The sequence below is a fragment of the Halorubrum ejinorense genome (assembly GCF_055389685.1).
Genome location: NZ_AP043777.1, coordinates 189,837 through 208,024, shown reverse-complemented (window position 1 = coordinate 208,024; position 18,188 = coordinate 189,837). Strand labels below are relative to the sequence as shown.

12 protein-coding genes are annotated in these 18,188 nt (G+C 69.2%); 7 read left to right on the top strand and 5 right to left on the bottom strand.

The genetic code is table 11. The features are described from left to right. Entirely contained in the window at positions 1-1,776 is a 1,776-nt protein-coding gene (locus ACZ5KW_RS02115; protein WP_343779394.1) for an ATP synthase subunit A, read from the top strand. 2 nt (positions 1,777-1,778) lie between these two features. Next, entirely contained in the window at positions 1,779-3,200 is a 1,422-nt protein-coding gene (locus ACZ5KW_RS02110) for a V-type ATP synthase subunit B (protein WP_343779392.1), read from the top strand. 51 nt (positions 3,201-3,251) lie between these two features. On the opposite strand, the gene ACZ5KW_RS02105 is transcribed toward ACZ5KW_RS02110, so the two are convergent. Next, the gene (locus ACZ5KW_RS02105) at positions 3,252-4,427 is read right to left on the bottom strand and encodes a helix-turn-helix transcriptional regulator (protein WP_343779390.1); all 1,176 of its coding nucleotides are present in this window, start codon (positions 4,425-4,427) and stop codon (positions 3,252-3,254) included. Positions 4,428-4,607: 180 nt separating this feature from the next. On the opposite strand from ACZ5KW_RS02105, the gene ACZ5KW_RS02100 reads away from it, so the two are divergent. The 5 genes from ACZ5KW_RS02100 (at position 4,608) to ACZ5KW_RS02080 (ending at position 9,982) form a co-directional block, all read left to right on the top strand. After that, positions 4,608-6,584 (top strand): DUF7096 domain-containing protein, encoded by a 1,977-nt coding sequence (locus ACZ5KW_RS02100; protein ID WP_343779388.1) that lies wholly within the window; start codon positions 4,608-4,610, stop codon positions 6,582-6,584. Further along, positions 6,581-7,300, top strand: coding sequence for a DUF7345 domain-containing protein (locus ACZ5KW_RS02095; protein WP_343779387.1), 720 nt, complete (start codon positions 6,581-6,583; stop codon positions 7,298-7,300). Before ACZ5KW_RS02100 ends, ACZ5KW_RS02095 begins: the two co-directional genes overlap by 4 nt. A gap of 327 nt (positions 7,301-7,627) precedes the next feature. Beyond that, positions 7,628-8,329: a V-type ATP synthase subunit D gene (locus ACZ5KW_RS02090; protein WP_343779386.1), complete on the top strand. Its 702-nt coding sequence runs from the start codon at positions 7,628-7,630 to the stop codon at positions 8,327-8,329. Between the two features lie 118 nt (positions 8,330-8,447). Further along, positions 8,448-8,837, top strand: coding sequence for a DUF6276 family protein (locus ACZ5KW_RS02085; protein ID WP_343779384.1), 390 nt, complete (start codon positions 8,448-8,450; stop codon positions 8,835-8,837). Between the two features lie 56 nt (positions 8,838-8,893). Then, entirely contained in the window at positions 8,894-9,982 is a 1,089-nt protein-coding gene (locus tag ACZ5KW_RS02080; protein WP_343779382.1) for a PAS domain-containing sensor histidine kinase, read from the top strand. Between the two features lie 53 nt (positions 9,983-10,035). On the opposite strand, the gene ACZ5KW_RS02075 is transcribed toward ACZ5KW_RS02080, so the two are convergent. The 4 genes from ACZ5KW_RS02075 to ACZ5KW_RS02060 all read right to left on the bottom strand — a co-directional run bounded on the left by ACZ5KW_RS02075 (position 10,036) and on the right by ACZ5KW_RS02060 (position 18,110). Continuing rightward, positions 10,036-10,389: a hypothetical protein gene (locus tag ACZ5KW_RS02075; protein ID WP_343779379.1), complete on the bottom strand. Its 354-nt coding sequence runs from the start codon at positions 10,387-10,389 to the stop codon at positions 10,036-10,038. 58 nt (positions 10,390-10,447) lie between these two features. Beyond that, on the bottom strand, positions 10,448-11,953 hold the full coding sequence (locus ACZ5KW_RS02070) for a stage II sporulation protein M (protein WP_343779377.1): 1,506 nt from the start codon (positions 11,951-11,953) through the stop codon (positions 10,448-10,450). 93 nt (positions 11,954-12,046) lie between these two features. After that, a complete protein-coding gene (locus ACZ5KW_RS02065) occupies positions 12,047-14,968 on the bottom strand; it encodes a DEAD/DEAH box helicase (RefSeq protein WP_343779374.1) in 2,922 nt (973 codons plus the stop codon). A 121-nt stretch (positions 14,969-15,089) separates the two neighbouring features. Beyond that, the gene (locus tag ACZ5KW_RS02060) at positions 15,090-18,110 is read right to left on the bottom strand and encodes a PAS domain-containing protein (protein ID WP_371152732.1); all 3,021 of its coding nucleotides are present in this window, start codon (positions 18,108-18,110) and stop codon (positions 15,090-15,092) included. Positions 18,111-18,188: the final 78 nt, after the last annotated feature.

The following is an 18,188-nucleotide window of genomic DNA, read 5'->3' as shown; positions in this document are numbered from 1 at the left end:
ATGAGCAAAGCAGACACAACCGACGCCGTCTCTGACGACGGCGTCATTCAGAGCGTGAGCGGTCCGGTCGTGACCGCCCGCGATCTCGACGCCCGCATGAACGACGTCGTCTACGTCGGCGACGAAGGGCTCATGGGGGAAGTGATCGAGATCGAGGGCGACCTCACGACCGTTCAGGTGTACGAGGAAACCTCCGGCGTCGGCCCCGGCGAACCCGTCGAGAACACGGGCGAGCCGCTGTCGGTCGACCTCGGCCCGGGAATGTTGGACTCCATCTACGACGGCGTCCAGCGTCCCCTGGACGTGCTGGAGGGCAAGATGGGCAGTCCGTACCTCGACCGCGGGGTCGACGCGCCCGGCATCGACCTCGAGCAGGAGTGGGAGTTCGAGCCCACCGTCGAGGTCGGCGACGAGGTCGGCCGCGGCGACGTGGTCGGCGTCGTCGAGGAGACGGTCACCATCGACCACAAGGTCATGGTACCGCCGGACGCCCTCGACGAGGACGAGACCACCGAGGTCACCGCCGTCGAGGCGGGCTCGTTCGACGTCACCGAGACCGTCGCCGAGCTCGCCAACGGGACGGACGTCTCGATGCACCAGGAGTGGCCCGTCCGCGAGGCGCGCCCCTCCGAGAACAAGAAGACCCCCCGGACGCCGCTGGTGTCCGGACAGCGCATCCTCGACGGCCTGTTCCCCATCGCGAAGGGCGGGACGGCCGCGATTCCGGGGCCGTTCGGCTCCGGGAAGACGGTCACGCAGCACCAGCTCGCGAAGTACGCCGACGCGGACATCATCATCTACGTCGGCTGCGGCGAGCGCGGCAACGAGATGACCGAGGTCATCGAGGACTTCCCCGAGCTGGAGGACCCGGCCAACGGCAACCCGCTGATGGCCCGCACCTCGCTCATCGCGAACACGTCGAACATGCCCGTCGCGGCGCGTGAGTCCTGTATCTACACGGGGATCACGATAGCCGAGTACTACCGCGACATGGGGTACGACGTGGCGCTGATGGCCGACTCCACCTCGCGGTGGGCGGAGGCCATGCGCGAGATCTCCTCCCGGCTGGAGGAGATGCCCGGCGAGGAGGGGTACCCCGCGTACCTCGCCGCTCGCCTGGCGCAGTTCTACGAGCGCGCCGGCTACTTCGAGAACGTCAACGGGACGGAGGGCTCCGTCTCCGCGATCGGCGCGGTGTCGCCGCCCGGCGGCGACTTCTCCGAGCCGGTCACCCAGAACACGCTGCGGATCGTCAAGACGTTCTGGGCGCTCGACGCGGACCTGGCGGAACGGCGCCACTTCCCGTCGATCAACTGGAACGAGTCGTACTCGCTGTACAAAGACCAGCTCGACCCGTGGTTCGAAGACGAGGTCGCCGACGACTGGGCCGAGCGGCGGCAGTGGGCGGTCGACGTGCTCGACGAGGAGACGGAGCTACAGGAGATCGTTCAGCTCGTCGGGAAGGACGCCCTGCCCGACGACCAGCAGCTCACCCTCGAGATCGCGCGCTACCTGCGCGAGGCGTACCTTCAGCAGAACGCGTTCCACCCGGTGGACACCTTCTGTCCCCCGGAGAAGACGTACCTCATGCTGACGACGATCCAGACGTTCAACGACGAGGCGTTCGACGCCCTCGAAGCGGGCGTCCCGGTCGAGGAGATCGTCGACATCGAGTCGGCCCCGCGGATTAACCGTATCGGCGTCCAAGAGGACTACAACGAGTACATCGAGGATCTCAAAGCGGAGATCACCGAAGAGCTCCGGAGCCTCTACTGATCATGAAAGAGTATCAAACCATCACCGAGATCAGCGGCCCCCTCGTGTACGCCGAAGTCGACGAGGCGATCGGGTACGACGAGATCGTCGAGATCGAGACGGCACAGGGCGAGACGCTGCGCGGCCAGGTGCTCGAGTCCTCGGAGGACGTAGTCGCGATCCAGGTCTTCGAGGGAACGAGCGGTATCGACAGAGACGCGTCCGTCCGCTTCCTCGGCGAGACGATGAAGATGCCCGTCACCGAGGACCTCCTCGGTCGGGTGCTCGACGGGTCCGGTCGTCCCATCGACGACGGTCCCGAGATCGTCCCCGAGGAGCGACAGGACATCGTCGGCGCGGCGATCAACCCGTACTCCCGGGAGTACCCCGAGGAGTTCATCCAGACGGGCGTCTCCGCCATCGACGGCATGAACACGCTCGTCCGCGGTCAGAAGCTCCCGATATTCTCCAGTTCGGGCCAGCCGCACAGCGAACTGGCGATGCAGATCGCTCGGCAGGCCAGCGTGCCGGAAGAAGACGAGGGCGACGACGAGGAGGGCTCCGAGTTCGCCGTCATCTTCGGCGCGATGGGGATCACGGCCGAGGAGGCCAACGAGTTCATGGAGGACTTCGAGCGCACCGGCGCGCTCGAACGCTCGGTCGTCTTCATGAACCTCGCGGACGACCCCGCAGTCGAGCGGACGGTCACCCCGCGGATGGTGCTCACCACGGCTGAGTACCTCGCCTTCGAGAAGGACTATCACGTCCTCGTCATCCTGACGGACATGACCAACTACTGCGAGGCGCTCCGCGAGATCGGTGCGGCCCGCGAGGAGGTCCCCGGCCGACGTGGGTACCCCGGGTACATGTACACCGACCTGGCGCAGCTGTACGAGCGCGCCGGACGCATCCAGGGCCGCGAGGGGTCGGTGACGCAGATCCCGATCCTCACGATGCCGGGCGACGACGACACCCACCCGATCCCGGACCTGACCGGGTACATCACCGAGGGACAGATCTACGTCGACCCCGACCTCAACAGTCAGGGGCTCGAGCCGCCGATCAACGTCCTCCCCAGCCTGTCGCGGCTGATGGACGACGGGATCGGCGAGGGGCTCACCCGCGCCGACCACGCCGACCTGAAAGACCAGATGTTCGCGGCGTACGCGGAGGGCGAGGACCTCCGCGACCTCGTGAACATCGTCGGTCGCGAGGCGCTGTCGGAGCTCGACAACAAGTACCTCGACTTCGCCGACGCGTTCGAGTCGGAGTTCGTCGACCAGGGCTTCGACGAGAACCGCAGCATCGAGGAGACGCTGGAGATCGGCTGGGACCTGATCTCGATGCTCCCGAAGGACGCCCTCAACCGGATCGACGAGGAGTTCATCGAGGAGCACTACCGCGAGGACGACGCCGAGCGCGAAGCCGTCGAAGCCGCCGACTGATCCGGCTTCTCTCCACTCTTTCGCACCGATACCGACCAGCGGCCACGACGGTCAGTCCTCGTCGGTCGGGTCGTCGCAGTCGGCGAGATCGATCACGTTCTCGCGGCCGATTCGCAGCTTCTTCACCTCGCCGGCGTCGGCCATCCGAGAGAGCACGCGCGAGGTCTTCGACTTCGACCAGCCGAACGCCTCGACCACGTCGGACTGCTTCATCCGGCCCCCGCGCTCGCGGAGGGCGCGCCTGACCCGGTCCTCGTCGGTGAGGAGTTCCGGATCGACCCCGTCGGACCCGTCGTCGGTGACGAGCTCGGCCGCGGTCGAGTCGGTCTCCGCGGCGGTAGCGGCACCGCCGGCATCGTCGGCGGCGCCGTTGCGGTCTGTGGCGGCGGGATCTCCCTCGCGGTCGGTCCGCTCATCGCCGAGTCCAAGCCGACCGGTCCGCACGGCGTAGGCCAGGAGCGCGACCGCCCCGAAGACGAGAGCGAGCGCGGCGGGGAGAGGTGCGCTTTCGATCCCGCCCGAATCCGAACCCCTGTCTGCGCCGTTGACACCGGCGTCGCCAGCGCCTCCCGTCGCCGGCACGGCACGGACGCTCGGCCGGCCGTCGTCGAAGTCCTCGCGGCCGCGCCACTCGACGACGCCGTCGCCGACGTCGTCCGGTTCCGGGGAGACCGACTCGACCGCGTATCCGTCCGGCACCGAGACGGCCAACGCGTCGTCGGCGCTGATGAAGAACCCGCCTGCGAAGACGTCTCCGGCCACCACCGCATCGCCGTCGACCGCGGCGAAGCCGGTCCACGTGAAACGGAATCGCACGACGCCCCACCGCCGCGGGACCTCCTGTATCGCCGTGTCGGCCTCGAAGTCAGTCGCGCGCATCTCGCGGGCCGACGAACCGTTCGCTGCCGCGACGACGCCGGACATCCGCTCGGAGAAGGGATCGAGGTAGCGGCTCGAGTTCGAACGGAATCGCTCTTGGAACCGCTCGTACTCCGCGACGTCGGAGTCGTTCTCGAGTCGCGTCCGGAGGGTGATCTCCCACGTCGCCGACCCGTCGGCGGCTAGGTCGATCCGAGTGATCGTGTTGTCCGGCGCGGGCTGGTCGTCGGTCTGGGGGACGACGACCGACTGCGCGCCGGCGGGGACGGCCACTCCGAGGGCCGCCACACAGCAGACGGCGAGGAGGAGCGCGGCGATCGATCCGGCCGTCCGGCCGCGTCGTTTCATTGAGAGACAGTTCTTCCCCGCCCGGAATTAAACCCACAGATCGTCTCGCAGCGGCGTCGGGAAACGCGGTGAAACTCGGCGAAACGGTCCGTTCCGCGGACGCAAGCCGTCGGAACTCGGCGGAACGGAGCGCCACGGTCGTCCCGGTATATGTGGGTGGCGAGCCTCGCTGCGATCGTCATGCGAGGCACACGAATCCTGACCGTTCTCGTGGCACTGGGGCTCGTCGTGGGCGCCGTGCCCGGCGCCGCGCTGGCGAGCGCGACGACCGGCGGGGACGCGACGGGCATCGGATCGAACAGTGCGGCACCGAGCGGTATCGACGCGTCGGCCGTCTCGGCACAGACCGACGGAAACACGACGAACGGGAACGCGAGCGGTACCGACGACGGAAACGCGACCGGCGAGGTCTCGCGAGCGACGGTCGGCCAGCAGCTCGCGACGATCATCGCCGTCACCGACGACGAGGTGTCGAGCGACGTGGAGGCCTCGTCGCTCGACGCGGCGCTCGAGGAGGCAAACGAGTCCGAACGCGCGACGATTCTCGCGGAGCGATCCGCGTCGCTCCGCGAGCGCGCCGACGAGATCGTCGCCGACCAGCGCGACGCCCGCGTCGCCTACGAAGACGGCGAGTTGGCCCGCGGCGAGTTCGCGCAGCGGATCGCGGTCCTCGCCGGACAGGCGCGGACGGTCGACCGCGGCTTCGAACGGGTCGCGGACGGCGCGGACGGCGTCTCCGGGATCGAGCTTCGGGCCGCCGGATACGACCGGCCCGCGAACGCGGACGCCAGAGAGCGGCTCACCCGCGTGACGGGCACCGGCGCGAGCGCACTGCTCGCGCAGTACACCGCCGAGAGCGCGGGCGAGTTCTCCTTGGAGGTCGACGGCGGCGTCTCCATCGAGGTCGAGAGCGACGATGGCGAGCGCTCCCGCGAGATCGAGCGCGAACAGCCCGGTAACGGCACCTTCGAGGTGACCCAGAGCGAGGCGCTCACCGCCGCCACCGCGCAGCTGTCGACAGACGCCGACGGCGAGTGGACGCTTCGGTCCGTCGATCGCGACGAGGACGACGGCTACTACGAGTTCGAGTTCGCCCTCTTCGGTCCGGAGACGACCGGCGAGGCCGAGGTCAGCGTCGACGGCCAGACCGGCGAGATCTTCGAGTTCGAAGAGGAGATCGAGCCGCGGGAGCGAGACGACGGTGACGACGAGACGCCGCTGTCGATCGCCATCGTCGACGGCACGGCCGAGGCGGGTGCCACGGTGACGCTCCGTGTGACCGCCGCCGGCGAGCCCGTCGAGGGTGCGACCGTCGAGCTGGGCGACCGAACCGTCGGGACGACCGACGCGGACGGCCGGATCGAAGTGACGCTGCCCGACGACGACGAGGTCGAGATCGAGGTCGAGGACGGTGACCGCGACGGCGAACTGGAGATCACGCTCCGGTCGGAGACCGATGAGGACCGCGACGACGACTTCGCCGAGCGGTTCTCCGTCGGCGGCTCCGTCGAGAACGGAACCGTCGACCTCTCGGTGACCTACGACGGCGAGGGCGTCGACGGCGTCTCCGTCTCCGTCGACGGCGACCGGGTCGGAACGACCGGCCCGGACGGGACGCTCTCGTTCGACGCGCCCGCCGCCGACGACTTCGAGGCGGAGCTCGTGAAGGGCGCGTTCGAGGCCGAGATCGAGTTCGAGGTCGGTTCGGACGGTACGCTCGGGGCCGGAGACGTCCACGTCGGGGAACGCGACGACGAAAGCGATGACGACGCCGACGACGCGGAGGGTGGCGACGACGGGGACGACGACCGAGACGAGGACGACCTCTCTGTCGCCGTCGCCTCCGGTGAGCCCGCTCCCGGTGCCGCGGTGACGGTCGAAGTGACCGACGCCGCCGGCGAGCCCGTCGAGGGCGCGACCGTCGAGGTCGGAGGCGAGTCCGCCGGAACGACCGACGCGGACGGTCGGATCGAAGTGACGCTGCCCGACGATGACGAGGTCGAAATCGAGGTCGAAGACGGGGACCGCGGCGGCGAACTCGAGATCGAGTTCGGAGCGAACGATGACGAGAGCGACGAGGCAGAGAATGAAAGCGGTGAAGATGATGACGACGACGAGACTGAGGACGGTGACGACGACGAGGAGGAGGACGAGTGATCCGTTCCCGCGGTCTGACCGCCGCCGTCGCGGCGCTCGCGGTGATCGCCGTGCTCCTCGCTCCGGGGGTCGCGGCGATCGACGGTCCCGGGGCGAAGCCGGCGCTCGAGGAGGGATCTTCGTTCGTCGTCGCGCCCGACGCGGACGGCGACGCGACGGTCGCGCTCGTGTTGGCGTACGACCTCGCTGACGACGCCGACGAGGCGGCGTTCGAGGAGCTGCGCGAACAGCCAGAGAACGTCACGGCCCGGTTCGACGACCGCATGACGCGGATCGCCGAGCGGACCGCGACCCAGACGGGACGAGAGATGGGCGTCTCCGACGCGCGGGTCGAGGTCGAGTCGACGAACGGGACCGGCGTCGTCCGCCTCTCGGTGACGTGGACGAACCTCGCCGCGGTCGACGGCGACCGGCTGGTCGTGAGCGAGCCGTTCGAGAGCGCGTTCCGACCGGACCGACCCTTCGTGCTCGTCGCGCCCGACGGGTACGCGCTGGCCGACGCGACTGTCGAGGCGGACGCGACGACCTCGGCGGACGAGGGCGGCGCCGCGAGCGCTGAGTGGGATCCCGGCACGGATCTGTCCGGGTTCTCGGCCACGCTCGCGCCCCCGGAGGCCGGAGGCGTTACCGACGGCTCGCTGCCGACCCCGCTGGCGCCGACGCTGGCGCTCCTCGCGGTCGGACTCCTCACCTACGCCGGCTGGCGACGGACGTAGGCGGAGCGAGCCGCACGAACTGTCGCGATCGGCGCCGAACCGCACGGACCGAACCGGACCGAACCGATCGGCACGCCGGACCATCACGGGTCCCGACGGGTCATGTCCCCGCCGCCGACCCCACCGGACCCGAACGGGGATCGCCGTCCCGACCTCGGTCGTCAGGAGCGATCGCCCGCCGCTGTCAGAGGCACGCGATCCGTCCCATCTTCCGCTTTTTCTTTCGGACGCAGCCGACGGCTCCGCCGTCGTGCGGACACCGATCCGTCCCGCGACACGCCGCGTCTGAAAAGAATTAACCGCCTCGGAGCGGAAGCTATCCCCAAGATGGCCAAGGATGTCAAACCGACGCGCAAGAACCTGATGGCGATCGAGGACCGCATCGAGCTCTCCGAGCGCGGTCACGACACGCTCGAGCAGAAGCGCGACGGGCTCATCATGGAGTTCATGGACATTCTCGACCAGGCGCAAGACGTCCGGTCCGAGGTGTCCGAGAACTACGAGACGGCCCAGCGCAAGATCGACATGGCCCGGGCGATGGAGGGCGACGTCGCCGTCCGGGGCGCGGCCGCGGCGCTGAAAGAGCACCCGGAGATCACGACCCAGTCGAAGAACATCATGGGCGTCGTGGTCCCGCAGATCGAGTCCTCGAAGGTGCGAAAGAGCCTCGACGAACGCGGGTACGGCCTGCTCGGCTCCTCCGCGCGGATCGACGAGGCCGCCGACGCCTACGAGGAGCTGCTCGAATCGATCATCCTCGCCGCGGAGGTCGAGACCGCGATGAAGAAGATGCTCACGGAGATCGAGACGACGAAGCGCCGCGTGAACGCCTTGGAGTTCACGCTCCTCCCCCGTCTCTACGACAACCAGGAGTACATCGAACAGAAGCTCGAAGAGCAGGAGCGCGAGGAGACGTTCCGGCTGAAGAAGATCAAGGACAAAAAGGAAGAAGAGGAGGCCGAAGAGGAGGCCGAGGCCGCCGCCGAGGCCGCGGCCGCGGAAACCGAGGATCCCGAGCCCGCCGACTGACAGGTCGCGGTCCTCACCGACTCGCCATCGGCCGCCGCCTTCGGCCGTCGGACCCGCTCCTTGGCACCCCGCCGTCCCGACGCGTGTTTTAATTTGCGCGCAGCGCCTACCCCTCTCTATGTCCTGTCCTCACTGTGACGCCGAGGTCGTCGGATTCGCGGTGCCGTCAGCGCTCCGCGATCACGCGCCGGCCGACGCGGCCGCGATCTGTACCCGTTGTCTGCGCGTTGTGCCGGCTGACGAGGCTGGCCTCGCGGGTGACGTCTCCGCGGACCCCGACCTCTCCGCGGTCGACCCCGCGTTTCCGTCCGGCGAGGCCGGCATCGCGCTGGCGCTCTGTTGTGGCAAGCTGGATTCGTTCGCCTTGAACCGCGAATCCATCGAGGCCCTCATCGACCACGCCGAGCGGGCGGGCGCCGACGTCTTCGCGTTCTTGGGTCGGCTCGACGCGGCCGACGCCGCGTTCGACCTCGACCGGCGGCGGGCGGCGCTGATCGACTTCTTATGAGTCCCCCGTCGTCTTCGGACGTACATCTATATGCGTCCCCTCGATACTCATAACGAATGACCGATCCCGTTCGAGCGGACGGGGGCGAAGACGACGAGTTCTATCGGCGACTCGTCGGCCACGCGACGGAGGTGTTCCTGCTCCTCGACCGCGACCGAACGGTCCGATACGCGAGCCCGGCGGTAAGCGACACGCTCGGATACGACCCGGAAACGCTCGTCGACGAACGACTGCCGGAGTACGTCCATCCCGACGACTGGGAAGCGGTGGCCGACGCGCTCGACGCGGCCTTCGAGCGCCCCGACGAACCGACCACGGTCGAGGTTCGGTTCCGCTCGAGCGACGAGTCGTGGTCGTGGTTCGCGTCGACGGTCCGGGGGCATCCGGGTGGCACCGGCGGCGACGGCGTCCTCGTGAGCTGTCACGATATCACCGAGCGGGTGGCCCAGCGCCAGCGGCTCCAGCGGCAGAACGACCGCCTCAACGAGTTCGCGAACGTCGTCTCACACGACCTCCGGAACCCGCTCAACGTCGCACAGGGGCACGCGGCGATGCTCGCCGAACGCGTCGCGGCCGACGCCGACCTGCGGACGAACGTCGACGTAGTCCGTCGGTCGCTCGACCGCATGGACGACATCATCGACGACACCCTGACCCTCGCGAGGGAGGGACAGCCCGTCGGCGAGCCGGAGCCGGCCGAGCTGGCGACAGTCGCGCGGAAGAGCTGGGAGTCCGTCGCGACCGACTCGGCCACGCTGGAGGTCGTCGACGAGGCCACGCTGTACTGCGACGCGAGCCGCCTCCGAAACGTGTTCGAGAACCTGTTTCGAAACGCCCTCGATCACGGCACCGACGGGGACGGACACGTCACGGTCACCGTCGGCCGGATCGACGCCTTCTACACGACGACCCGCGCCGCCGACGACGGCGACGGGTTCTACGTGGAAGACGACGGGCGGGGGATTCCGCCGGCAGAGCGCGAGGCCGTCTTCGAACCCGGACACACGTCGACGGAGTCGGGCACGGGGTTCGGACTGGCGATCGTCAAACGGATCGCGGACGCTCACGGGTGGAACGTGACGCTCAGGGAGGGAAAGGCGGGCGGGGCTCGGTTCGAGTTCACCGGCGTCGCCTTCGTCGAGTGAGCGACCGATCCGGTCGAGTGAGCCATCAACCCGGCCGACCGACTGGTCCGAACTCAGAGGTCGATCCCGTCGGGATCGTTCCACTCGTCGTCTCCGTCGTCGCCCTCGTCCGCTTCGGTTCCCGCCGGACCGAGTCGCTTCTCGCCCTGCCGTGACTCGTGGACCGCGAACCCGCCGCTCCGCTCCTCGCTCCCGCCGGCGTACGGGTCTGTCTCGGGGTCGTAGTCCTGCTCGTCGCGCTCGAAGACGTACGCGAGGAACCCGAACAGCGGGACGACGAAGGAGATTAGCGCCCACTTGCGACGGTCCATCCCGTGGTTCGGCGCGTCGACGTACGCGTACCCGGCGAAGCCGACGAGCCACGCGAGCGGGACACCGACGAGGATGACGGCGACGAACGGCTCCATACCGACGCTTCGACCGCGCGGCAATAAGGTTGCGGGCGGACGGCGACTCCGGCGGCGCTCACAGGAACGGGCGCCAGTAGTACGGGCTGACGAACCCCTCGATGACGGCGGCGAGGCCGAGCAGGAGTCCGAGCCCGACGGTCACCCAGAAGCCGGTCTCTAACGCGTCGGCGAGCCGTTCGCGGCGCTCGTCGCCGCGGAACGTCCGCCACGAGACGGCGCCGAGGTGGATCCCGAGCGCTCCGGAGACGACGAGGGCGGGGATCTCGAAGATCCCGTGCGGGACCACGAACGCGACGAGCGCCGGGAGGTTCTCCTCCAAGGCGGCGGTGGCGCCTAAGGCGACGCCGTTGAACGCGAGCGAGGAGAGCGCGGGGACGACGAACCCGACGCCAGAGAAGGCGGTCGCGATCGCGACCCCCCAGTTGTTGCCGAAGAAGGCGAGCGCCGCCACCGGCGGGACGTGTCCGACCAACCGCCCCTCGATCGAGGTCGTGACCGTTCCGCCGAAGGAGCCGACCGCCACCCAGCCGACGGCGCCGAACCCGACCGCGGTCGCGACCGCGAGCGCGTGGTGGCCCGGCGTCGCCCGGACGAACCCGACCAGCTCCCGCCAGCCGCGCCGGAGCCCGCCGACGAGTTGGGTCCGAACGCCGGCCTCGGGCGGGTCGAGGGGGTCGACCGTGCCGCGGTAGTCGCCGTAGAGGACGGTCTTCAACAGGTCGAGCGCGGGCGCGACGACGACCGCGCTCGCGAGCGCGACGACGGCGCCGCCGCCGAGGAACGCCACCCCGGACGCGGCCGACGAGACGGCGATCAGCGCCCCGACGGCGACCACGAGGTACGCGGCGGCGTCGGTCGGGTTCGACCGCACGAAGCCGCCGGCGCCCTCGACCGCCTCGACGACGCCGGCGTCGTCGACGACGACGGCCACCGGCGCGAACGCGAACAGGACCCGGACGAGCATCACGGCGACGAAGCCGACGAGGAGGGCGGCGATCGCGACGGCAGCCCCGAGGAACGGGTTCGCGAGGAACGCCGCGCCGACCGCGAGAGCGCCCAGCGCTATCACCCCGACCCAGAGGAGGAGTTCGGCGACGTACAGCCCGAGGAACGTCGGCCACCGCGACCGCGCGCCGGCGATCCCGCCGACGAGTGCCCGCTCGCGGCGCAGGGTCGCGACGACGGCCGAGAGCTGTCCGGCCGAGATGACGGTGTACGCGAACAGCCCGAGGGCGGCCGTGACGAGGACGCCGCCGACGAACAGGATCCCGACGGTCGGCGTCAGGAGGGGTTCGAACGCGGGGGTCACCCCCTCTGCCCACGCCTCGAGCGCCGCCGGGTCCTGCGTCTCCGGCGGCGGCTCGAGTCCGGCCAGCGCGTCGCGGGCGGCCGCCAGTCGCCCGGTGAGTTCGAGGTGGAGGTAGATCCCGGCGAGCGCGACGAACGTGCCGAGACGGGCGATCACGGGAACCGCGGTGCCGAGGAGGTAAAAGGGGAGCAGATCGGCGGGACGGCGACGGAGGGTCGCTATCGTGGCCGTTACGGCAGCGGAGAGGTCCATACCGCTCGGTTCGGTCGTCCGGTACTTAAAAACGGGCGTGTCCTCCGAACGGGCCCCCGCGGGGTTTCGACTCGTTCCCTCGCGAGTTTCCGACTAGTCCCAGAACGACTGGGTCCGCGCGTACTCGCGCTCCTGCCGGAGCACGTCGCGGTAGAACTCGTCTTCGTCCTCGCGGAGCTTGTTGATGATCCGCGCGGCGTTGTGGGGGCCGACGCCGCGCGCCGCGAGGGCGATCACCGCCCGCTTGCCGTGCGTCTGGACGAGGCTCGCGGCGCGGTGGGCGCGCTCGGTGCGGCGCTCCTGCTCGTCGTCCTTCTCGGCCGCGCGCACCGCGGCGACCGTCTCGTCGTCCCACGGGTTGAGCGCCGCGATCCGGGTCGACCCGCACTCCGGACACTCGGGCTGGTCGCGGACGCGCCGCACCTTCGTCGTGTGCCGCCAGTCCGTGCAGTGGAGACAGAAGCAGATCACCCGGTCGTCCCGAATCCGCTCTCTGACGGTGTCGATCACGTCCGCGTCGGCGTTGTCGGGGACGAGGAACTCCGTGCCGGCGGAGCGCCCCGCGGTGCCGAGCGCGGTGCGCTCGCGGGCCACCTCGACCGCGAGCGAGCCGTCCCGAACCGCTTCGAGCAGTTCCGCGGTCTCCGGCACCGCGAGGTCCGCGTGGAACACCTCGCGGAGCGCCTCGTCGTAGACGGGCGTGTCCTCTAAGGCCGCGAGCAGTCGGTCGCCGCCGAACCGGCCGCGTCCCTCCTTGTACCGCTTGACCGCGCCGAACTTCGCGGCGACCTGCGCGAGCGTGAACTTCAGCGCGTCCGACTTCTTGACGGCCAGTTCGAGGTACGCCGCCAGCCGGTCGGGGTCGGTCGTCTCCAACACCTCGCGGAAGGTCCCGGGGTCGACGTCGTGTGGCACCTCGAACTCGATCCGGTACGGGTCCACGTCCATCCCGACCGACGACCCCGCGCGCTGGCCGACGAGCGCCGCGAGCAGGCGCGCGAGCGTCTCGTTCACCTCGTGGCCGAAGGCGGCGTTGACCGCGACGGTGCGCGCGCTCCCCTCGATCACGATCCGGTCGTCCGTGGGTACCGGGTGGCCGGCCTCGACGTGGTCGACGACGGCGCTCAACGCGTCCGCGGCCGTCTCCGCGTCGGTCGGATACCGCTCGGTGAGGTCGGCGGCGACCGCCTCGGGCGTCGACCCCGCGTCGAGGGCGGCCGCGGCCTCGCCGCGGATCTTCCCCACCTCCTCGGCGACGGGCTTCGGGACGGGGATCTCCCGTCCGACCCACGACGGGACCTCGCCGGTGGGGTCCGGAATCGGCGTCACGTTCACGCGCTCCTCCTCCTCGTCTATCTCCGTGATGCGCCACATCTCGCCGCGCTGGACGAACGTCTCGCCCGGGCCGGCGAAGTTGACGACGAACTGCTCGTCTAAGGTCCCGATCTGGCGCCGCGAGGACATGTCGTACACCTCGTAGGTGGACTCGTCGGGGATCATCGAGAGGTTCGCGTAGAAGTACTGCCAGGTCCCGCCGCTCTTCTCGAGCGTGTCAGTCTCCTCGTCGAGCCACAGCAGTCGGTTCCCGTCGAGTTCGCGGACGACCTCCTGGAACTCCGGCTCGGAGAGGTCGTCGAAGGGGTAGGCGTTCGTGACGGTCCGGTACGCTTCGCGGGCGTGGACCTCGCCCTCGTCCATCACGATCCCGACGATCTGGTTCGCGACCGTGTCGAGGCTCCCGTGGTGGATGTTCGCGGGCTCGACGAGCTCGTCGCCGGCCCGCCGCGCGATGGCCATCGCCTCGAGGGTGTCGTCGCCGCCCTGCGTCACGACGGTCCCCTCCGAGACCAGGTCGCGGCGGTGGCCTGCCCGCCCGACGCGCTGGAGGAGGCGAGCGACCTCGCGGGGGCTCCCGTACTGGACCACGTGGTCGACGCGCCCCACGTCGATGCCGAGTTCCATCGAGGACGTACAGACGAGCCCGTCGAGATCGCCCGACTTGAACCGGTCTTCCACGTCGATCCGCACGTCCTTCGACAGCGAGCCGTGGTGGAGCTCGATCTCGGTGACCTCGTCGGGGTCGGTCCCGGAGTCGCGCTCGTTCTCCGCGAGCGTCTTGAACCGGGAGCCGAGCGCCTCGGCGGTCTGTCGCGTGTTGACAAAGATCAGCGTCGACTCCTTGTCGGCGACGATCCCGCGGATCGTCCGGACGTGGCTCGCGGTCGCCTCGTCGACCGCGAGTTCGCCTGCGAGACGGGTGTCGGCGTCCGTGATCGCCGGGTCGAGGACGCGCACGTCGGTCCGCGTCCCGGCGGCGACCTCGACCGTCTCGAACGACCGGTCGCCGGGGCGGTCGGGGTCCCGTTTCCCGGTGCCGACGAGGAACCGTCCGACTTCCTCGGGGTCGCCCACCGTCGCGGAGAGCCCGACCCGCTGGAACGGCCCCGCGACGCGCCGGAGGCGTTCGAGCCCGACCGTGAGCTGTGCGCCGCGCTTCGCGGCCGCCAGCTCGTGGACCTCGTCTATCACGACGTGGGCGACCGATTCGAGCGCCACCCGCATCTTCGAGCCCGTCAGGATCGCCTGAAGGCTCTCCGGCGTCGTGATCAACACGTCGGGCGGGTCGTCGGCCTGCTTCGACCGCTCGTACTGCGTGGTGTCGCCGTGGCGCACCGCGACCTCCACGCCGAGCCGCTCGCCCCACCACTCCAGCCGGTCCATCATGTCGCGGTTGAGCGCGCGGAGGGGCGTGATGTACAGCGCGGAGATGCCCTCGCGCGGCGGGTCGCCGGGCGAGTTTCGGGCCTCGACGAGCGCGTCGAAGACGGGGAGCATCGCGGTCTCCGTCTTGCCGGTGCCCGTGGGGGCTAAGACGAGCGCGTTCTTCCCGGCCGCGAGCGGCGGGATCGCCTCGCGCTGGGGCTCCGTCGGCGTCGAGAAGCCCTGATCCGACAGCGCCGCGCGGACCTCGCTCCCGAGGTGCGCGAACGCGTCCATCCCCGACGGTTCCGCCATTGTGTGATCGCTCTCTGTTGGACGCTCGGGCGATTAAGCCCGTCGCCACCCGAGATCCGGACGCAGTGCGCGGCGCGAGCGACGCGCCGGACTCGTCGCCGCCGGAAGGTCCGCACACCGGTCACTCGGCGAGCGGCAGTTCGAGGGTAAACACGCTCCCCCTCGGGTCGTTATCTCCGACCCGCACGTCCCCGCCGTACTTGTCGACGAGCGTCTCGACGAGGTACAGGCCGATCCCCGTTCCCCCGCTTTCCAGCCCCTTCTCGCCCTCCTGAAAGATCTGCTCTTTGTGGTCGTCGGGGATGCCGGGACCGTTGTCGGCGATCGAGACGCGTACCGAACCGTCCGAAACGGCGGTCGAGACCGCGATTTCGGCCACCTCCTTGTCGTTGTGGACGACCGCGTTCGTCAGCAGGTTCCGGAACACCGCCTCCAACAGGTCGTCCGCCAACACCGTCACGTCCGGGATCGGCCCGTCGACGGAGACCGTCGCGCGGTCTTTCTCCGACCGAACCTGTTCGATCTGCGCGCTGAGCTCGGCGCGGAGGCCGACCGGCGTCCGGTCGGAGCCGACCTGTAACAACACGTCGGTGACGTCTCTGGCGGTCTCCGTGATGTCCGCCGCCTCCTTCGCCGCCTCGATGACCGTCTGCGCGTACGTCCGGCTCCGGTCGTCCGGGAGCGAGCCTTCGAGCAGCTCGGTGTAGGACTCGACCACCATCAGCTGGTTTTTGATGTCGTGGCGCACGACCTGGTTCAGCAGCTTGAGGTTGTCCCGCTGCTCTTCGACCGTCCGCTCGTACTCCTTGAGATCGGTGATGTCGCGGGCGTAGCCCAAGACGGCGTCTTCGTCCGTCTCCGCCACTTTATACGGAATCTTCGTCGTCTGGAAGATTCGGGTCTCACCGTCCGCCGTGGTCAGCGGCTCCTCGTCTATCGTCTTCGGCCCGCCCGACTCGAAAACCGCCAAGTCGTCCTGTCGGAACGCCTCAGAGTCGCCGGCGTCCGGAATGATCTCTCTCTCGGTCTTACCCTCGACCCCGTCCGGCGTCCGGCCGTACGCCGACGCGGTCGCCTCGTTGGCCAGGAGGTACTCGCCCTCGCGGTCCTTCACGAAGATTAGGTCCGGCACGAGGTCGATAATCTTCCGGAGCTCCTCGCGCGTCGCCTCGAGGGCCAACTCGTACTCCTTCCGCGACGTGATCTCCGAGAGCACCCCCACCAGCCGGCGCGAGCCGTCCTCGGACTCGACGAGTTCGGCACGCACCTCGCCCCACAGCTGCTCGCCGTCCGCGGTTCGGATCCGGTACTCCGTCTTGAGCGGCTCGTCGCCCGCCTTCGCCCGCTCGATCGCCCGCTCTAACGCCGGGAGGTCGTCGGGGTGGACGTACCCGGCGAACGCCTCGTAGGTGCCCTCGAACGTCCCCGGTTCGAGCCCGAACAGGCGCTCCATCGACTCGGTCCAGACCACCTCGTCGGTCGCGAGGTCCCACTCCCAGACCCCGGTCCTCGTGCCGTCGAGCGCGATCGTCAGGCGCTGTTCCGTCTCTTCGAGCGCCTGCTCCCGCTCCTTTCGGTCGGTGATGTCTTGGAACAGCCCCAACACGCCGACTATCTCGCCGTCCTCGTCGCACTGCGGGTCACCGACGGTCCTGACCCACCGAGTCCCGCCGGACGTCGTGAGGATCCGCAGTTCGAGGTCGTACGACTCGCCCTCCGCCGCCAGCCGGGTGAACGCCCGCTCGATGGTGTTGCGGTCGTCGGGGTGATAGAAGTCTAACGCCTCCTCCAGATCGACCGACTCGGTCGTCGGCACCTCGTGGATCCGGAACACCTCGTCGCTCCACGTGAGCGACTCGTCGACCAGATCGACCTCCCACCAGCCGATCGACGCGCTCTCTTGGGTGCGCTCGATGAGGGTTCGCGTGCGCTCCAACTCCGTCTCTCGGCGCTTCTGATCGTCGATATCGAGGTGGATGCCGACCGCCCGGAGGGGCTCTCCGTCCTCGTTCCGCTCGACGACCTTTCCGATGTCGCGGATCCACTTCCATTCGCCCGACGCGGTCCGCATCCGGTGGTCCGCGTCGTAGTACTCCGTCACCCCGTCCATGTGGGCGGACAGGGCGTCCTCGACCGCCGCGAGGTCGTCGGGGTGGACGCGGCGCTCCCACGCGTCGAGGTGCGCCTCGATATCGTCGAGCGAGTGGCCGAGCATCGCCGCCCACTGGTCGTTGAACTCGACCTCGTCGGTGGTCATGTCCCAGTCCCAGACGCCGAGCTGCGCGCCCTCGACCGCGAGTTCGAGCCGGTCTTTGATCTGCTGGAGAGTTCGCTCCCGCGTCTTCTGTTCGGTGATGTCGGTCGAGACGCCGCACACTCCGCGGATCGATCCCTCCTCGTCGTGTACGGGCGACTTCCGCGTCAGCCGAACGCTCTCTCCGGCGGGCGTCGGAACCGTCTCCTCGATCTCGATCTGCTCGCCGCCCTCGATCACTCTGCGGTCGTCCGCCCGGGCCTGCGCCGCGACGGGCTCCGGGAAGAGGTCCTCGTCGGTCATTCCGACGGGGTCCGCGTCGATGTCGAACACGTCGCGACACGCTTGGTTCATGAGGAGGTACCGCCCGTCGGTGTCTTTCAGGAACACCGCCGCGGACATCGTCTCCAACACGGTCTGGAACCGCCGGTACGTCCGCCGGTGTTCCCGCTCGCGTTCCTTCTGCTCCGTGATGTCGCGAGCGACGCCGACGATCTGCGTCACCGTTCCGTCCTCCGTGACCGGAGTCAGCTTCGTCTGCCAGTCCGTCGTCCCGGCCGGGAAGTCGAGTCGCTCCTCGTACTCGATCGTCGTCCCCTGCTCGACGCACCGGCGGTAGTTCGCTTCGACCGCGGCCCCCTGTTCGTCCCCGAGGACCTCCTTCGGCGTCTGCCCGAACATCGCGTCCTCGGTCAGCCCGGTCTGTTGCTGGTACGCGGTGTTGTTCTGCTTGAACGTGAACTCGCACTCGCCGTCCGTCCGCGCCACATCAACGAGAAATATCGCGTCGTCCGCCTCTCGGAACATCGCCTCGTAGGCGTTGGTCACTCGGTCATCGTCCGTCCCGGACCGACCCGCACTGTCGGTTGCCTGTGACTCTTTTCCCATTGTTTCTCTTATTACATCTACGCCATGTCGACTGATAATTCTGCGGATGTCAACGGCAGAACCGCCCCGTCAGTCGAC